Source organism: Paenibacillus sp. FSL H3-0333, assembly GCF_038002805.1.
Lineage (GTDB): Bacteria > Bacillota > Bacilli > Paenibacillales > Paenibacillaceae > Paenibacillus_AQ > Paenibacillus_AQ silagei.
Map to the genome: position 1 here is coordinate 1,800,694 of NZ_JBBODG010000001.1, position 15,440 is coordinate 1,816,133.

At 53.7% G+C, this 15,440-nt stretch carries 14 protein-coding genes; 9 read left to right on the forward strand and 5 right to left on the reverse strand.

Features of this window, described 5'->3' with window-relative positions; all coding sequences use genetic code 11:
* The first annotated feature begins 391 nt into the window (after positions 1 to 391).
* A complete protein-coding gene (gene trpS, locus MHH78_RS08090) occupies positions 392 to 1,381 on the forward strand; it encodes a tryptophan--tRNA ligase (protein WP_341167080.1) in 990 nt (329 codons plus the stop codon).
* A 1-nt stretch (position 1,382) separates the two neighbouring features.
* Here trpS and MHH78_RS08095 read toward each other — a convergent pair whose 3' ends face one another.
* Entirely contained in the window at positions 1,383 to 1,574 is a 192-nt protein-coding gene (locus MHH78_RS08095; protein WP_036701722.1) for a hypothetical protein, read from the reverse strand.
* A gap of 233 nt (positions 1,575 to 1,807) precedes the next feature.
* Positions 1,808 to 2,812, reverse strand: a complete 1,005-nt coding sequence (locus MHH78_RS08100) for a metal-dependent hydrolase (protein ID WP_341167081.1) — start codon at positions 2,810 to 2,812, stop codon at positions 1,808 to 1,810.
* Positions 2,813 to 3,018: 206 nt separating this feature from the next.
* Here MHH78_RS08100 and cyoE point away from each other — a divergent pair, with 206 nt between their 5' ends.
* The gene (cyoE, locus tag MHH78_RS08105) at positions 3,019 to 3,951 is read left to right on the forward strand and encodes a heme o synthase (protein WP_076081577.1); all 933 of its coding nucleotides are present in this window, start codon (positions 3,019 to 3,021) and stop codon (positions 3,949 to 3,951) included.
* 31 nt (positions 3,952 to 3,982) lie between these two features.
* Positions 3,983 to 4,600, forward strand: a complete 618-nt coding sequence (locus MHH78_RS08110; protein WP_143803800.1) for an SCO family protein — start codon at positions 3,983 to 3,985, stop codon at positions 4,598 to 4,600.
* A 107-nt stretch (positions 4,601 to 4,707) separates the two neighbouring features.
* Here MHH78_RS08110 and MHH78_RS08115 read toward each other — a convergent pair whose 3' ends face one another.
* Positions 4,708 to 5,067: a DNA primase gene (locus MHH78_RS08115; RefSeq protein WP_076081579.1), complete on the reverse strand. Its 360-nt coding sequence runs from the start codon at positions 5,065 to 5,067 to the stop codon at positions 4,708 to 4,710.
* Between the two features lie 110 nt (positions 5,068 to 5,177).
* Positions 5,178 to 6,356 (reverse strand): MFS transporter, encoded by a 1,179-nt coding sequence (locus tag MHH78_RS08120; protein ID WP_341167082.1) that lies wholly within the window; start codon positions 6,354 to 6,356, stop codon positions 5,178 to 5,180.
* Positions 6,357 to 6,609: 253 nt separating this feature from the next.
* Here MHH78_RS08120 and MHH78_RS08125 point away from each other — a divergent pair, with 253 nt between their 5' ends.
* The 6 genes from MHH78_RS08125 (at position 6,610) to MHH78_RS08150 (ending at position 13,984) form a co-directional block, all read left to right on the forward strand.
* A complete protein-coding gene (locus MHH78_RS08125; protein WP_036722049.1) occupies positions 6,610 to 7,053 on the forward strand; it encodes a hypothetical protein in 444 nt (147 codons plus the stop codon).
* Between the two features lie 51 nt (positions 7,054 to 7,104).
* Complete coding sequence (locus MHH78_RS08130) at positions 7,105 to 8,244, forward strand: transglutaminase domain-containing protein (protein ID WP_341167083.1); 1,140 nt, start codon at positions 7,105 to 7,107, stop codon at positions 8,242 to 8,244.
* Between the two features lie 150 nt (positions 8,245 to 8,394).
* Positions 8,395 to 10,461, forward strand: coding sequence for a peptidoglycan D,D-transpeptidase FtsI family protein (locus MHH78_RS08135; RefSeq protein WP_341167084.1), 2,067 nt, complete (start codon positions 8,395 to 8,397; stop codon positions 10,459 to 10,461).
* Between the two features lie 33 nt (positions 10,462 to 10,494).
* Positions 10,495 to 12,609 carry a peptidoglycan D,D-transpeptidase FtsI family protein gene (locus MHH78_RS08140; protein WP_341167085.1) on the forward strand — a complete coding sequence of 705 codons (2,115 nt, stop codon included), beginning with the start codon at positions 10,495 to 10,497 and terminating at the stop codon, positions 12,607 to 12,609.
* Between the two features lie 93 nt (positions 12,610 to 12,702).
* A complete protein-coding gene (locus tag MHH78_RS08145) occupies positions 12,703 to 13,482 on the forward strand; it encodes a Cof-type HAD-IIB family hydrolase (protein WP_341167086.1) in 780 nt (259 codons plus the stop codon).
* A 19-nt stretch (positions 13,483 to 13,501) separates the two neighbouring features.
* A complete protein-coding gene (locus MHH78_RS08150; protein ID WP_341167087.1) occupies positions 13,502 to 13,984 on the forward strand; it encodes a DUF456 domain-containing protein in 483 nt (160 codons plus the stop codon).
* 194 nt (positions 13,985 to 14,178) lie between these two features.
* On the opposite strand, the gene tnpB is transcribed toward MHH78_RS08150, so the two are convergent.
* Entirely contained in the window at positions 14,179 to 15,318 is a 1,140-nt protein-coding gene (gene tnpB, locus MHH78_RS08155; protein WP_445668035.1) for an IS200/IS605 family element RNA-guided endonuclease TnpB, read from the reverse strand.
* Positions 15,319 to 15,440: the final 122 nt, after the last annotated feature.

Sequence of the window (15,440 nt, forward strand, 5' to 3'; positions counted from 1 at the left end):
ATCATACCAGATTTATCCGGCGGAGGTTAGGGATTTGACAACTTCTCCGGGCCGATCTATGATGGAGGCATCAATTAACACAGGTAACGCGATGACAGGGACAAGTAAGCATGGACTGTACCTCCAGAAAGCCGGTGGCTGATGTGAACCGGTGGTGCACCTCTGACTGAATGGACCCTTGAGCGCCGCGCTCGAACAGGCTACAGAAGCCCTAAGTAGACCGGCCGTCTCTTCCCCGTTAACGGAAGCCAAGGCTGTTTGCATAGATCCCTCCGGGGACTCCAGGCAGCGAATAAGGGTGGTACCACGGTCTCACGTCCCTTGCGGATGTGGGGCCTTTTTGCGTTCCTTGCGCCAGCGGACAATTATAATGATGATGGAGGATAAGAGGATGGCTAAAAAAGTATTGTCGGGCATACAGCCCAGCGGTTCACTCACACTCGGTAATTATATCGGGGCAATCAAGAATTTCGTCAAGCTTCAAAAGGAATACGAATGTTACTTCATGGTGGTCGATCTGCATGCCATTACGGTAGCCCAGGACCCCGCAGCCCTGCGCGAGAATTCGGAATCGGTAGCCGCGCTGTATCTGGCAGCAGGCATTGATTCATCGATCGCGCATGTCTACATGCAGTCCCATGTGCCGCAGCATGCCGAGCTGGGCTGGATTCTGACTACGCTCACTGCCATGGGTGAGCTGGAACGGATGACACAGTTCAAGGATAAGTCGGCCGGCAAAGAATCCGTAGGCGCAGGTCTGTTCGTCTATCCGTCGCTGATGGCCGCCGACATTCTGGTCTACAATGCGGATCTGGTACCGGTAGGCGAAGACCAGAAGCAGCATCTGGAGCTGACACGTGACCTGGCGGGACGCTTCAATCACCGGTTCGGTGACTTCTTCACCGTCCCTGAGCCTTACATTCCGGAGGTCGGGGCGCGGATCATGTCCCTGGATGACGGCACCAAGAAGATGAGCAAAAGCGATCCCAACCCCGGCAGCAGAATCGGACTCCTGGACCCGCCTGATGTAATCCGCAAAAAGATTAGCCGGGCCACAACGGATTCCGGCCGTGAGGTTATTTTCGACCCGGCGGCTAAGCCGGAGATCAGCAATCTGATGAGCATCTATGCAGAGTGCTCGGGAATGAGCCTGCAGCAGATTGCCGACAAATATGAAGGCCAAATGTACGGCGGCTTCAAAAAAGAGCTGGCTGAAGTGGTCGTAGCGCTGCTGGAGCCAATCCAGCAAAGATACCAGGACATCCGCAGCTCAGGGATGCTCAGCGATATTCTGGCTCAGGGTGCTGAAAGTGCACGTATAAGTGCCGCCCGTACCCTGGAGGGCGTGAAGGAACGGATGGGCTTCCTGCCTACCCGTTAAGTTAAGGGGTAGGCTGGTTGCTCTCCGCCTTGCGTCTCAGCCTGGCCTTGACGATGAAGCCCCAGCCGATGTTAAGCACGCACAGCGCGCCGAGCAGCAGCGCCAGCCAAATGTTATAGCTGATCGAGATGGAAGCTGCTGTGAGGAGTAGAATTGAAGAGCAGGCGAACCACAGTGACAGACCTTTACCCATATGTTCCAGCCTTCCTTTCTGCTTCAAATAGTGTACAAGTGAATCCCGGTGTGCCTCGCAGCATGCCGGGATTTTACGTAAAGTGAGCGTATATAGGCTTTGACCTGTAAGCGCTTTTGTTGTTGATTGTGCCTTATGCGGTCCCGGACGTCAAGAGGGTTGCCCAAGGCAGCCATTTCCTTCCTGGCTTCCGGGGCAACCCTCTCCATGGTGATTATCGTTTGCAAATCATACTACAGCTTGACGGTTCCCGGATCAACGGCGAAGCGCTCATCCAGCTTCTCGCTGCTCAGCCAGCCGACATAAGTATTCAGCGCTTTATACTCATGGTCCATGACCAGCACAGCCACGAACGGGAATTGCTTACGGTGTAAATAACGGACATCTCCCCAGCGTACAATATAACCAGAGGGCAGCTCCTCCACCTCCGCGACAGCGTACGAGGTGAAGTACAGGAAGGCCTGAATATCCGGATGGGATTTGGAACGCTCGACAGCGGGGTGAGTGGAGCACACCGCATGCTTGAACCATTCCAGCCGTCCGCTGTTCAGCTGCCCCACATTGTAGCTGCCGTCCGGCTTGGCTTTGACCAGATTCCACCGCGTTGGCGAAATGGTTGGGATCACATAGTAACGGTCGCCTGCATTATGGTGAACATCCTTGTTCTTGATGTTACGGGTAATGCGGGCATGAACGAGGGTCCGCCAGATGTAGTACAAGACGATGCAGGCATACAAGGTGATGAACAGGGGAGCGGGCGGCACCAGTCCGCTGGTCCAGAGAATAATCGCCGCTGCATGGCTGCCGAAGATAAACGGATCGAAAATATGGATGATGTTCCAGGCGATCCATTTCTCGGTGAACGGGCGTGCGGCCTGAGTCCCGTAGGTGTTGAACAGATCGGAGAATACATGGACGGCAACGCCGATGAAGCTCCAGAGTGCGATATGGCTTAAGGTGCTCAGGTCCGTGAAGCCGAACAACGGCCCGATGACCACGGTGATCAATGCCGGCCACAGCAGTAAGAAGGGCAGGGAATGGGTGATCCCCCTGTGATTGCGGATGTATACCGCGTTATCCTTCAGACGCAGGGCGGTATCGGCATCCGGTGCCTGAGAAGCCAGTACAGTAGCTACCATCACCGCTCCGGCAAGCGTTCCATTCGAAGCGACGAGCGGATCGACGAAGGACAGACCTGCAAGTCCAAGTCCCATAACAAAATGTGTGGCAGTATCCATTAGTCAGATCTCCTTTGTACGGAAGTTCTCTATTAATAACTACCCATTATTGGGCTAAGTTATTTAAGGACGGGGAAATAAATATCGTCACGTAATTGTCGAATTAATGAACATCTTGGTCAATGATTGTCAAAGTCTTTCCCAGTTTGCTATGATAAAGTTAATAGCGGAGTGTAAGAAGTTCCCTAGAAGGAGGAACCCGATACGTGGACAATCAATTGAGATATCAAGCTTCTTCTGATTCCGCATCAATGTCTGCCAAGTCTCCACCGGAAGGTGCAAGCTGGCGCGACTTTATTACCGTTACGAAGCCCGGCATTATCCGCTCCAATCTGATTGCGGCCTTCGCAGGCTACTGGGTGGCATCAGGCTGGGATGTACAGTATGGCCGTCTGATTCTGACTTTGCTCGGCACCATGCTGGTCATGGCTTCAGCCTGTGTCTTCAATAATTATTTTGACCGCGATTTGGATATGAAGATGGAACGGACCCGGGAACGCGGGCTGCCTACAGGCAGGCTGAAGCCGACAACGGTACTTATCTATGGCATTGGACTCGGCATTGCCGGGCTGGCCGTACTGTTCGCATTCTGCGGCGTGCTGGCCGGATTGTTCGGCATAGTCGGCATGTTCGTATATGTTGTAGTGTACACCCTTTGGCTCAAAAGAACCTCTACCTGGAGCACCTCGGTAGGTGCGATCTCGGGGGCCATGCCTCCTGTCATCGGCTATGTGGCTGTTACAGGAACAGTGGATCTCGGCGCCTGGCTGCTGTTCGCAATGCTCTTTCTGTGGCAGCCGCCCCATTTCTGGGCGCTTGGCATCCGCCGCAAGGAGGAATACCGGGCTGCAGGATTCCCGCTCCTTCCGGTTGTGAAGGGGACGCGCCGCACCAAATTCCAGATGATTCCTTATGTGGCGCTGCTGCTGCCGGTGCCGGTGCTGATGTATGCCTATGATTATGCAGGTATTTATTATCTGATTGTATCACTGGCCTTGTCGGTTGGCTGGCTCTACTTAACCCTCATCGGATTCAAGGCAAAGGATGATGAGGTCTGGGCGAAGAAAAGCTTCCTCTTCTCTATTAATTATCTGACGTTAAGTCTGATTGCCCTCGTGCTCAATACCATTCATGTGTAAGCATTCTTAGGATAGAGGGGGAAGGTGTCCTGTGCAGACCTTGAAACGTTACAAATGGACCTGGCTGTTGCTGCTGCTTGCAGTGATTATGGCGGTCTATCTGGCAGTCAAATCATTTGATTTCGGAGGTGAGAAGCTGCCGGTCATCGGTCAGGTACAGGACTTCTCCCTGGAGAATGTGGACGGGAAGCAGATCAGTCTGGCGGATACGGCCGGCAAGGCAAGGCTGGTCTATTTCTTCTTCACCGTCTGTCCCGATGTGTGTCCGATTACCACCTATATGCTGTCAGAGACGCAGGATATCCTGGTTAAGGATGGCAGCTTCGGCAAGGACGTTGAATTCGTCTCGATATCTTTCGATCCGAAGAATGATACCCGGGAAGCGATCAAGGCCTTCGCCGACAAGTTCCATGCCGATTACAGCGGGTGGTACTTCCTGCGCGGGGATCAGGAGCAGGTACGTAAGCTCGCAGCGGAATCCTTCAAGGTGTTGATCTACGGCACGAGCAAGGATGATTTCGCCCATGCGAACCTCATTGGTCTGGTGGATAAGAACAACCAGCTCCGGGGATTGTATGATGCCGGGGATACGGAGAATGTAACGCCGGAGTTCCTGGCGAGAACGGTGAAGAAGCTGGCCCGTGAATAGCATAGGCATGAAATAAACGAGGGTGTCCGTGGAGCAGTGGAGCTGCTGCACAAGGCACCCTCGTTTTGTGATGAATGGTTAAGAATATATATGCTTCATACGGTGAATTATCCTTCTATTCCCTGAGGATACGGCTGGGGGTAGATAATGTAGTCTTCAAGCCCTGCCTTCTCCAGCTGGGTGATGTTATATTCATCCGGAGTTCCTTCCACGCCTGCATAGCCCTTGCGGGTATACATATGAACGGCATCGGGAAAGGCGTCGCGCAGCACTGCGCGGATTTTTTTGCCTGAGCTGTCATTGTCCATGTACAAGTAGACTTCCCCGTCCCGGATGGTATTCCGCAGGGATTCCAGCTTCAGGGTATTCAGCGTACCGAAGGTGCACAGAATGTCGACCTCTGGTTCAAGCAGCCGCCTCAGTCTGCTGCGGTCGTTCTTGCCTTCGACAATAATGGTGATGGACATATGCAATCAGCCCCCGGATCTTAGTTGTTATGACGATATTGTACCTAAGCTGCGCTATTTTTAACAGCCGGGCGGAACAATATGTATTCATTCCCCGGGAAATGTCGCATTCAGGCGGCAGGGCTGTTCCAGCCGGGAGCGTAGGAAGAGAGACGGCCGGATCTGCCCGGAGGCAGCAGCATAAGAGCTGTCATCAGAAGGACGAAGGCGATGAAGTACGGGGACACGTACTCCCTTAGCTGTCCGGCAGCGACGGGTCCGGCAAAGGCCCCGAGGGACATGGCAATGGATTGCAGCGAGAAGGTCCGGCCCAGCCGTCCTGCGCCGCCCAGGCTGATGAAGAGGGAGGCCATAGCGGGGAACAGCACGCCTTTGGCAGAGCCGAGCAGGAAGAGAACCACTCCCGCCGGGATGCTGCGGAAGGCAGCCAGGGTGAAGAAGCAGAGAGCCATTCCCAATAAAGCAGCGGCAATGCGGATGCCTGGCGAGATGCGGTTCAGGAAGAACAGGCAGAGGGTCGCCAGCGCCCCAAGGCTGAGCAGGGAGAGCAGAATTCCGGTGGAGACCATTCCGTCCTGTCCCTGTGACAGGGGAAGCTCGAAGAAGAGCACGCCCTGGGAGCAGGATACGAAGAAGGGCAGCAGATAATAACGCCTGGAGACAGCGGGCCGGTCAGCAGCGGCCGCCCCAGGCGGCAGATTCTCCTTCACCGGGAGTGCAGGCTTATGCAGGGCCAGGGCCGGATTATGCTTCGGCACGCTGAAGAAGGCCATCACACCGGTGAAGATCAGTAGCCAACCCAATGTACTGAACGTGCCGGAGTAACCGGCTTTGGCGACGATGAAGGCTCCGGCGGCAGGGGAGACGACCGAAGCCAGCGTGTGAATAATTCCGTTGCCTGACATGTATTTACCCTGGGTCGCAGGGTCAGACGAGAGCGAGGCCAAGAGGGTCATACAGGCAGGGGAGAGGAACGCCAGGGCGAACCCGCTCGCTGCCCGCAGCAGGAGCAGATGCCAGGGCAGCTGGGCATGCGCCTGCAGAAGCAGGATCAGCCCCGCTACGGTAAGGGCGAATACGATATAGCGGCGGCTGCCGTTGCGGTCTACAAGTACACCGGCCAGCAGATTGCCCGGGAGGTGGGTCAGGGAATACATCCCCATCATCCAGCCGATGAAGGCCGGGCCCGCTCCCAGGGACATGGCAAAGGGTGTCAGGATAGGGTACTGGGCATGTAAATCGAAGAACGCCAGGAACATGAAGAGGTACAGCCACATTGCAGTTTTCACGGATAACACCTCCAGATTAGCGGCCAGCCGCTGATGACGGAACGGATTCCAGCAGAGGGAACAGCCTACTTGTACTTTACGTGCGGCAGCGGGGGCTTATACCATTTTCTTGGCCAGCCCCTGTATGCAGTTCTGCATTCCGGCAACCATGAATTATAAGGGTCATTCATGTATAATAATTAATATTAATGAAATGTCTGACGGGACAGCGTCCCGGAGTGGCGAAATTTGCGATTGGGGTGTTGTGAAATTGATGAATCCGGAAGTGTGGTCACAGTTTATCAGAGAGAATTGGCTTGTTATCGTTATTGCGCTTGTTCTGCTGTTCGCAGTCGTTAACATCGTTAAGACTATGCTGAAGTGGGCTATCGTCGTCGTTATTGTGGTAGGGTTGTTCATTTATAGCGGGGTAACCATGGATCAGATCGGTAATGCCGTTAACAAAGTGGCGGACGGGACGGTCAGCACGCTGAAGAATGAGGCGCAGGAGGTTATGCTCAAAGAAGCGCAGGAGGCGGTCTATACCTCTGGCGGTGACGGTACCTTCACCATCACTACTCCTAATCTGGAGGTGAAGGGCTCCGCTGCAGAGGACAAGGTGGAAGTGGTCTTCCGCGGAGTCAGCCTCGGGAAGTGGAGCGTTACGGATACAACCAAGACCTTCATCGACGAAGCCCGGAAGCAGGCGGGCAAGTAATAGTGCAGCGGGCTCAGGGTTACCTGCAGCAGCAGAAGGAGGAGTGATTCATTGAATAGCTGGATAGAAAGTCTTCGTGAAGCCAATATCATCTCCATTGTTCTGCTGCTTGTAGTTCTCTTCTCCGCACTGCAGGGCTGGGGCCGGGGCTTCCGCAGAGCAGCCGGAGGGCTGTTCGGCATGCTCGGGTCAGGAGTGCTTGCGGCAGCTTCGCTGGTGATGGCGATTCCCGCAGCCGTATACCTCTCGCCTGCTGCCGGGAACTGGGCTTCCGGCATTACTCCGCCGGAGGACAAGCTAAGCCAATGGCAGCAGCTATATTATACCGGTGCCTCTGTACTGGCGAATTCACCGGTAGTGCGGTTTCTGCTGCTGCTCTTGCTGTGCTATACCTTGATTCGTCTGCTGCTGGGTCTGCTGTTCCTGCTGCTGCCGTTCCGCCTGCCGCGCCAGTCCGGGAGGGGTTCGGGGCGGATCACAGGCGCCAGCCGGCTGGTCGGGGCAGTGCTTGGCACCGCCGCAGGGCTTACCCGGGCCATGGTGCTGGTCTTTGTCCTGTTCATCAGTGTCGCCCTGAACCCGGACAGCGGCTTCAGCCGCTATGTGCAATCATCACCGGTCTACAGCCAGAGCGCGGAAGCGGTATTTGAGCCGCTGGCCGGTGAACAGGTCAGAGGCAAGCTCCCGGTGCTGACCAAGGCGGTAGCCGCCGAGATGAGTGACATTCTCCGTCGTAAATATGAGGTGATTGACCATGATATTTCGGCGGATATTGCCGGTGCAGCCGCAGAAATCGCCGGACAAGCAAGCGGCGATGAAGAGAAGGCCAGGCTACTCTATGACTGGGTAGGCTCGCGTATTGCCTATGACTATAACAAGGCGAAGAATTATGAAGAGAGTCGGATCTGGCACGAGCAGACCCCGCAGGATACGATGGATACGCGGCTTGGGGTATGCATAGATTACGCGCGGCTCTATGCCATGATGGCCCGCTCGCAAGGTCTTCAGGTTCGGGTCGTCACCGGCAAAGGCTATGACGGTCAAGGCGGTTATGGCCCGCATGCCTGGAATGAGGTCTATATCAGCAGCAGCGCAGCCTGGATTCCGCTCGATTCCACCTGGGCCAGCAGCGGCAACTGGTTCAATCCGGGGGATTTCGACTCCACGCATATCAAGGAGAACATCCTCTGAGGAGGAAGCGGACGCTCTTGTATCTATGGTACAATAACAGCGGGCAAGTGGTAACGGCTGTGTCGTCCTTTCAAAGGACGGTACCGTTAGCTCTTGCCCTTGATCTGACGGATAAGCAGCACTGCAAACCATACAAGGAGAGGACTTGCTGTGAGATGGTTCGGTAAGCCGGGCTCCGGCCCGGGCAATGGAGAGACCCGCAACTACCAGAGCTTACGCATAAATCTGTTTTTTTTCGGCACTTTTTTAATTTTTGTGATCATTATGATCCGGCTTGCGGGACTGCAGTTTGTAGAGAGTCCCGAGCTTAGCGAGGTGGAGGCCAGCCGGGAGACCAAGGATGTTCCGCTTGCGGCGATCCGGGGGACTATTCACGCGGCGGGCGGGGAAGACATTGCCCATTCCACACCGATTCAGTCCTTATTCGTTACGTTAACCAAGGAATACACCGCGAAGGTCAAGAATAAGAACACCGGCTTATATGAACCCACCGCTGAAGCCAAGGCAAATACGAAGGCGCTGGTGGCGGGACTGACATCCGTTTTTGAACAGTATGGTGACCCTTCTGCGAAGAAGCTGCTTAAGGAGGATATCCTGCTGCTGCTTGATCTTGAATATAAGAAGTCACTGGGGTATGTCCCGCGCAAGATCAAGACCGGTCTTACGATGAAGGAAGTCGCCCATCTGATGGAGAACAGGCAGCGTTATCCCGGGGTGTCTGTTGTGGAGGAGAGTATCCGCCATTATGACAAGGACACGGTGGCCGTCCAAACGGTGGGCTATATGAAGCAATTCCGTTCTACAGAAACAGGATATAATTTATACAAAAATATCCGCAGCGCCATGAAACAAACGGGTGCAGATCCGGGGCTTAGCTACAGGGAAGATGAGTTCGTCGGCATCTATGGTCTTGAACAGCAATACCAGCGCGAGCTTAGAGGGAAGAACGGGTATCAGACGATCTCTGTCAATGCCCAGAATATGGCCGAAGAGGTTATCGCGTTGGTCCCGCCCGTCAAGGGCAACGATATCTGGATGACGATTAACAAGCAGGTGCAGATGAGAACAGAACAGGCGATTATGGATCAGCTCAACTGGCTGCACCGTAACCCTGTACAGGGAAAGCTTCATAAGGATGCGCTCACCGGCTATGCCGTTGCGATGGAAGTCGATACAGGCAATGTAGTGGCAATGGCGAATATGCCGGACTATGATACGAATGTCTGGAACGCCGAGAGGCTGCCGACAGAAGTGTGGGCCAAAATTGAGGACTATTATCAGAATGGGGCGATTACCGATATTTCTTCCGGTATCTCCGGCAACGGGCTGAAGTCATTGATCTACCTGGGTTCCACGATTAAGCCCTTAAGTGTCCTGATTGGTCTGGAAGAAGGCTTATTCACTACCGGCGATACTTATATGGATAAAGGAATCGCGTATTACGGTAAGGATAACAGCTCCTCGGTCAGGAATTCCTCCGGCCATGTCCTGGGCCCGCTTAGTCCGGCGAAGGCTATTCAGGAATCCTCGAATGCTTTTATGGTAGAGTGGGTCGGTAATGCGCTGTACAAGAAGTATCCGGGAGAAGGCATTGCCATATGGGATAAATATATGAAGGCCTTCGGGCTTGGGGTATCTACGCAAAGCGGGCTTCCCGGTGAAAGTCCCGGGGTTGCAGATTATCTTGATCCCAAGAAGGCAGGCTCTACCCAAGCGGCGCTGGTCTATGCCTCCTTCGGCCAGAAGGGGAAATACACCGCACTGCAGCTTGCCCAGTATACGGCAACACTTGCGAATGAAGGCGTGCGGATTAAGCCCCAGCTCGTCAGTAAGATTACAGATCCCGAAGGCAAGACGGTTAAGCAATTTGGACGGGAAGTCCTGGACAGCATCACGTTTCACCCTTCTTACTGGAAGGAGATCAAGCGCGGGATGAATACTAAGGTTAAGGCGTTTGACGGATTCCCGTATGACTTCGCCCGCAAGACAGGAACCTCCGAGATGGAAGCCTTCGGGGCCACCCGAGACAACGGGGTATTTATTGCTTATGCTCCGCGTGAGCATCCTAAACTGGCGGTGGCCGTGATTATTCCGGAAGGCGGATTTGGAGCGAACAGTGCAGCACCGGTAGCCCGCCAGATCTTTGAAGCCTATGACCAGGAGTATGGACTGGATGGAGTCCCTAAGAAGAATGTGCCAGAGTCAAGGGTGGATTAAACGGTTTATTTTGATGTAGAGGAGTGAAAAGCTGTGGGTGTTTTCCGAAAGCAGGCCTCCCCCCCGGAAGAGAAGGACAGCAAGAGCTCGCTTGGCCTGCGGCTTAACGTGTTTTTCTTCAGCACGTTTGTCATTTTTTGTGTGATTATTATTCGTCTCGCAGTTATTCAATTCGTTGAGGGACCGACGCTTACCGAGGTGGAGACCAGCCGGGATACCAAAAGTGTCCCGCTCGCCTCCATCCGTGGAGGCATCCGCGCAGCCGCAGGCGAGCAAATTGCCTACTCTACCTCCGTTCAAACGCTGTATGTTACGCTTACGAAGGAATATACAGCCAAGGCGGTGGACAAGGAGACGGGGATCAGCTCGCTGAAGCCGGAGGCAAGAGCCAATGCGTATGCGCTGGCAAATAATCTGGTTGCGAAATTTGACGAATATGGCGACCCGAACGGCGAGAAGCTGACCGTTAATGAAGTGATTAATTCTCTGGATTTATATTTCAAGAAATATTCGGGCTATATGGCCCGCAAGATCAAATCCGGTCTGACCACCAAGGAAATCGCTTATTTCATGGAGCACAAAAGCGAATTCCCCGGCCTTGAGATCGTGGAAGAAGGCGTACGTCATTACGACAAGGATACCGTAGCCGTGCAGACGGTCGGGTATATCAAGCCCTTCAAATCCTCCAATACGCTCAACATCTACAAGAATATTCAGAGCGCCATGAAGAAGATCGGCGCAGATCCCGGCCTGAATTATAAAGACGATGAATTCGTTGGCTTCGACGGCCTGGAGCTGCAATATCAGCGGGAGCTGCGCGGCAAGAACGGCTATCAGGTCATCTCGGTGAATCCGCAGAACATGGCCGAGAAGGTGGAAGAGGTTGTGCCGCCTGTCAAGGGTAATGACATCTGGATGACCATTGACAAGAATGTTCAGCTTAAGACGGAGCAGGCCATCACCGAACAAATTAATTGGCTGCACCGCAACTCTGTACAGGGTAAGACTCATCCTGACGCCAAGACAGGCTACGCCGTGGCGATGGAGGTCGATACCGGCAATATTGTGGCCATGGCCAGTATGCCGGATTATGATACCAATGTCTGGACAGCGGAGAAGCTGGATTCAGATACATGGAACAAGATCATGGGCAATTACCAGAACGGGACGATCACTCCGTATTCTTCCGGCCTGTCCGGTCATGGATTTGGTTCCACGGTACTGCTCGGTTCCACCATAAAGCCGCTGACGGTGCTGATTGGTCTGAATGAAGGCTTTTTCAGCACTTCGTATACGTACACAGACAAAGGGATTGCCTATTTCGGTAAGGATGATAAATCCTCAGTCCGCAATTCCTCCGGGCACGTATACGGACCCATGCGACCGGCTAAGGCAATTGAAGATTCCTCTAACGTGTTCATGGTGGATATGATCGGCAAGAAGCTCTATGAGAAGTACAAGGGCGAGGGGATCAATATTTGGGATAAGTATATGAAGGAATTCGGCCTGGGCGTATCTACGCAGAGCGGTCTCCCTAATGAATACCTGGGACAGATCAACTACACAGATACTAAGGCAGCGGGCAGTGCGCAAGCCGCGCTGGTCTATGCCTCCTTCGGACAGCAGGGCCGTTATACGGTGCTGCAGCTAGCCCAGTATGCCTCGACGCTTGCGAATGAAGGGGTGCGGATCAAGCCGCAGCTTGTCAGCAAGATTACGGATTCATCGGGCAAGGTGGTCAAGAAGTTTGAGCGCGAGGTGCTGGATGAAGTGACGACCTTTGACAAGTCCTATTGGAGAGAGATTAAAAAGGGCATGAACAGTAAGGTCTCCGCATTCGCTGACTTCCCTTATGATTTTGCCCGCAAGACAGGGACCTCGCAGCAGCTCGGAAAAGGGCAGCTGCGCGATAACGGGGTATTTATTGCCTTCGCCCCGCGTAATAATCCTAAGTTAGCGGTGGCTGTGGTCATTCCGGAAGGCGGATTCGGCTCCAACAGTGCCGCTCCGGTTGCGCGTAAAATTTTCGATGCTTATGACTGGGAGTACGGACTGGACGGTGTGCCTAAGAAAAGCCTGAAAACAGCGAACTCAAATGACGGCGCTGCTTCCGGTGACAGTTCCGATAATACTCCTGCAACAAACTGATGATATTATAATTGAGTAGGAGATGGATCTGCGTAATACCAAATATACGGTTGCCTTCAAACGAAAGAGCAACCAAGAATGGAGGGGTGGCAAATGACTGCCAAATACCGCCTGCTAGCATTGGATATGGATGGAACCCTACTGAACGACGAACAGAAGATTACCCCGCTTACGGTGGAATGGATCAAAAAAGCGATGGAAGCCGGCGTACATGTCTGCCTGTCTACCGGACGCTCCTCGCGCAGTGCGATGCCGTATGCTGAACAGCTTGGCCTGAACACTCCGATGATTATGGTCAACGGAAGTGAAGTCTGGCGTACGCCTCATGAGCTGTATCGCCGGTCCCTGATGGATGTTGAACTGGTCCGGGAGATGCACAAGATCGCTGAAGAATTCGATATCTGGTTCTGGGCCTACTCCGTAGATGAAGTGTACAACCGGGATAGCTGGGACGGGGGGATTGACAGCAGGGAATGGCTGAAATTCGGCTATTCCACCGAGGATAACGATATCCGTCATAAGCTGCTGATGCGCCTGCAGGAGCTGGGCGGGCTGGAGATCACCAACTCCTCGCCGTTCAACCTGGAGATTAATCCGCTGGGCGTCAACAAAGCTTCAGGCATACTTGAGGTCTGCAAGCTGCTCGGCATTAACATGTCCCAGGTTGTTGCCGTTGGCGACAGCCTCAACGATCTGGCGGCTATCCAGCAGTCCGGCTTCGGAGTGGCCATGGGTAACGCTCAGGAAACTGTTAAGCAGGAAGCGGATGCGGTTGTAGCTTCGAACAACGAGGACGGAATCGCGGAAGTGATCCGGAAGTACATCCTGACAGAGGCCGGAACCTCGGCCGGACGCATATCCAAGCGAGCTTAAGATTAAGGAGTTGAGGGAATTGACAATTCTGGGCTGGATTCTGATCATTGCTTTGTTCGCAATCGGGCTGGCGGGGGCGGTATATCCGATCCTGCCGGGGGCGCTTGCGATTTACCTGGCTTTCTTTGTATATGGCTGGTTCTTTTCCTTCGACTCCTTCGGTCCCTGGTTCTGGATTGCCCAGACCCTGATCGTTGTCGTTCTGTTCATTGCTGACTACGTGGTCGGGGCCTGGGGCGTCAAGAAGTTCGGCGGCTCCCGCGCCTCCGTGATCGGCAGCACCATCGGTCTGATCGTCGGTCCGTTCCTGATTCCGGCGTTCGGCCTGCTGATTGGTCCCTTCCTGGGTGCCTTCATCGGCGAGCTGATTGCCGGCGAGAAGGCCGGCAAAGCGGTTAAGGTCAGCTTCGGCGCTCTGCTGGGGCTGTTCAGCAGCACAGTCGTCAAGATTATTCTGCAGATTGTGATGGTCGTCCTCTTCTTTATCTGGATCGGACGTTAGTGAACTCCCCCCACCTGTAGAGGTGGCGGATTCTTGGAAACAACCCGCACTTGCTCAAAGCAGCATAACCCGTGAGCAGAGGTCAGATTTATTGCACGCTTAAGCAATTGGATGGAGCGGTTTAACCCCTCCCTTCGCACCAGCTCAACGCGCTACCCAAGCGATCCCCGCAGTCCCTGCGGTTCGTTGTCCTGTTAAAGTGTTTCTGCACCTTGCAGCAGGCGAAGCCCTTCTGCTCGAATGTTCAAGCTCGCATTTAGGTCACGGTCATGGTGTATGCCGCAACTTGGGCAGTTCCATTCCCGGATGCGGAGCGCCTTCTTCCCGCCTCTATGCCCACAAGCTGAGCACAGCTGACTCGAAGGGAACCAGCGTTCCACCTGCACGACTTGCTTGCCGTACCAGGCCGCTTTGTAGGTCAGTTTGGATATAAAGCTGGACCACGAGACGTCATGAAGCGACCGGGCGAGTTTGTGATTGCGCACCAACCCTTTGACATTCAGCGACTCCACACTGATTACATCGTGGTTATTGATGAGATCCGTGCTGAGTTTGTTCAGAAAATCATTTCGTTGGTTGCTCACTTTTTCATGCAGCTTGGCGATCAGTATCCGCTGCTTCTGGTAGTTGCGGCTCTCGCTAAGCGGACGCCCGTCCTTCTTCGCATGCTGCGCCCGGCGCGATAGTTTGCGCTGCGCTTTCGCCAGTGTAACGGCCGTTTTGGAGAGAGTCCTCGGATTCGGTATTTTTACTCCATCCGATGAAATCGCAAAATTCGTAAGGCCGAGATCAATCCCAATTACAGAACCCGTTTTGGGTTTGGGCGGGATATTCATTTCGCACAGCAGGGAAACGAAATACTTGCCGCATGCCGTGAGGGAGATTGTTGCAGACTTGATGACTCCCTGCGGCTGTCGATGTAATTTGATTCGCACCGGCTCCGTTTTGGGCAACTTTAAGTAACGACCCTCCTTAATTGCAATCGTTCCGTGCTGATTATTCGTGGTGTAGGATTGGACGGGATGTTTGCGGGATTTCCACTGGGGAAACCCGGAGGCGGGCTGCTGGAAAAATTGGCGGTAGGCGGCATTAAGATGGAGCTGCGCATTGGCGAGGGCCAGACTATCGACCTCTTTAAGGAAAGGAAACTCGTGCTTGTACTGTGCCGGTGTTGGGAATTTGATTTTCTCGCCCGTATCTTGATGCTTTTTGTATGATTCAATCCGGTCATGGAGCATGAGATTATAGACTTTGCGTACGCAACCAAACGTTTTGGCGAATAGTTCCGCCTGCTGTGTTGTGGGTTTCAAGCGATATTTGAACGCTTTGAGCACAAGTATGCCTCCTATGTACTATAATCGCCTTCCATTTGCTGTTATAACAGAAGATGAGTCCGCAGAATAGAACAAAGTTTCGGCTGAAAAACGAACCATGGATGTGGTCACCGAAAAGACCA

Coding starts and splice junctions, on each gene's coding strand:
- MHH78_RS08145 (WP_341167086.1), top strand. CDS start 12,703: ATGACTGCCAAATACCGCCTGCTAGCATTGGATATGGATGGAACCCTA.
- MHH78_RS08095 (WP_036701722.1), bottom strand. CDS start 1,574: ATGGGTAAAGGTCTGTCACTGTGGTTCGCCTGCTCTTCAATTCTACTC.
- MHH78_RS08100 (WP_341167081.1), bottom strand. CDS start 2,812: ATGGATACTGCCACACATTTTGTTATGGGACTTGGACTTGCAGGTCTG.
- MHH78_RS08115 (WP_076081579.1), bottom strand. CDS start 5,067: ATGTCCATCACCATTATTGTCGAAGGCAAGAACGACCGCAGCAGACTG.
- MHH78_RS08125 (WP_036722049.1), top strand. CDS start 6,610: ATGAATCCGGAAGTGTGGTCACAGTTTATCAGAGAGAATTGGCTTGTT.
- trpS (WP_341167080.1), top strand. CDS start 392: ATGGCTAAAAAAGTATTGTCGGGCATACAGCCCAGCGGTTCACTCACA.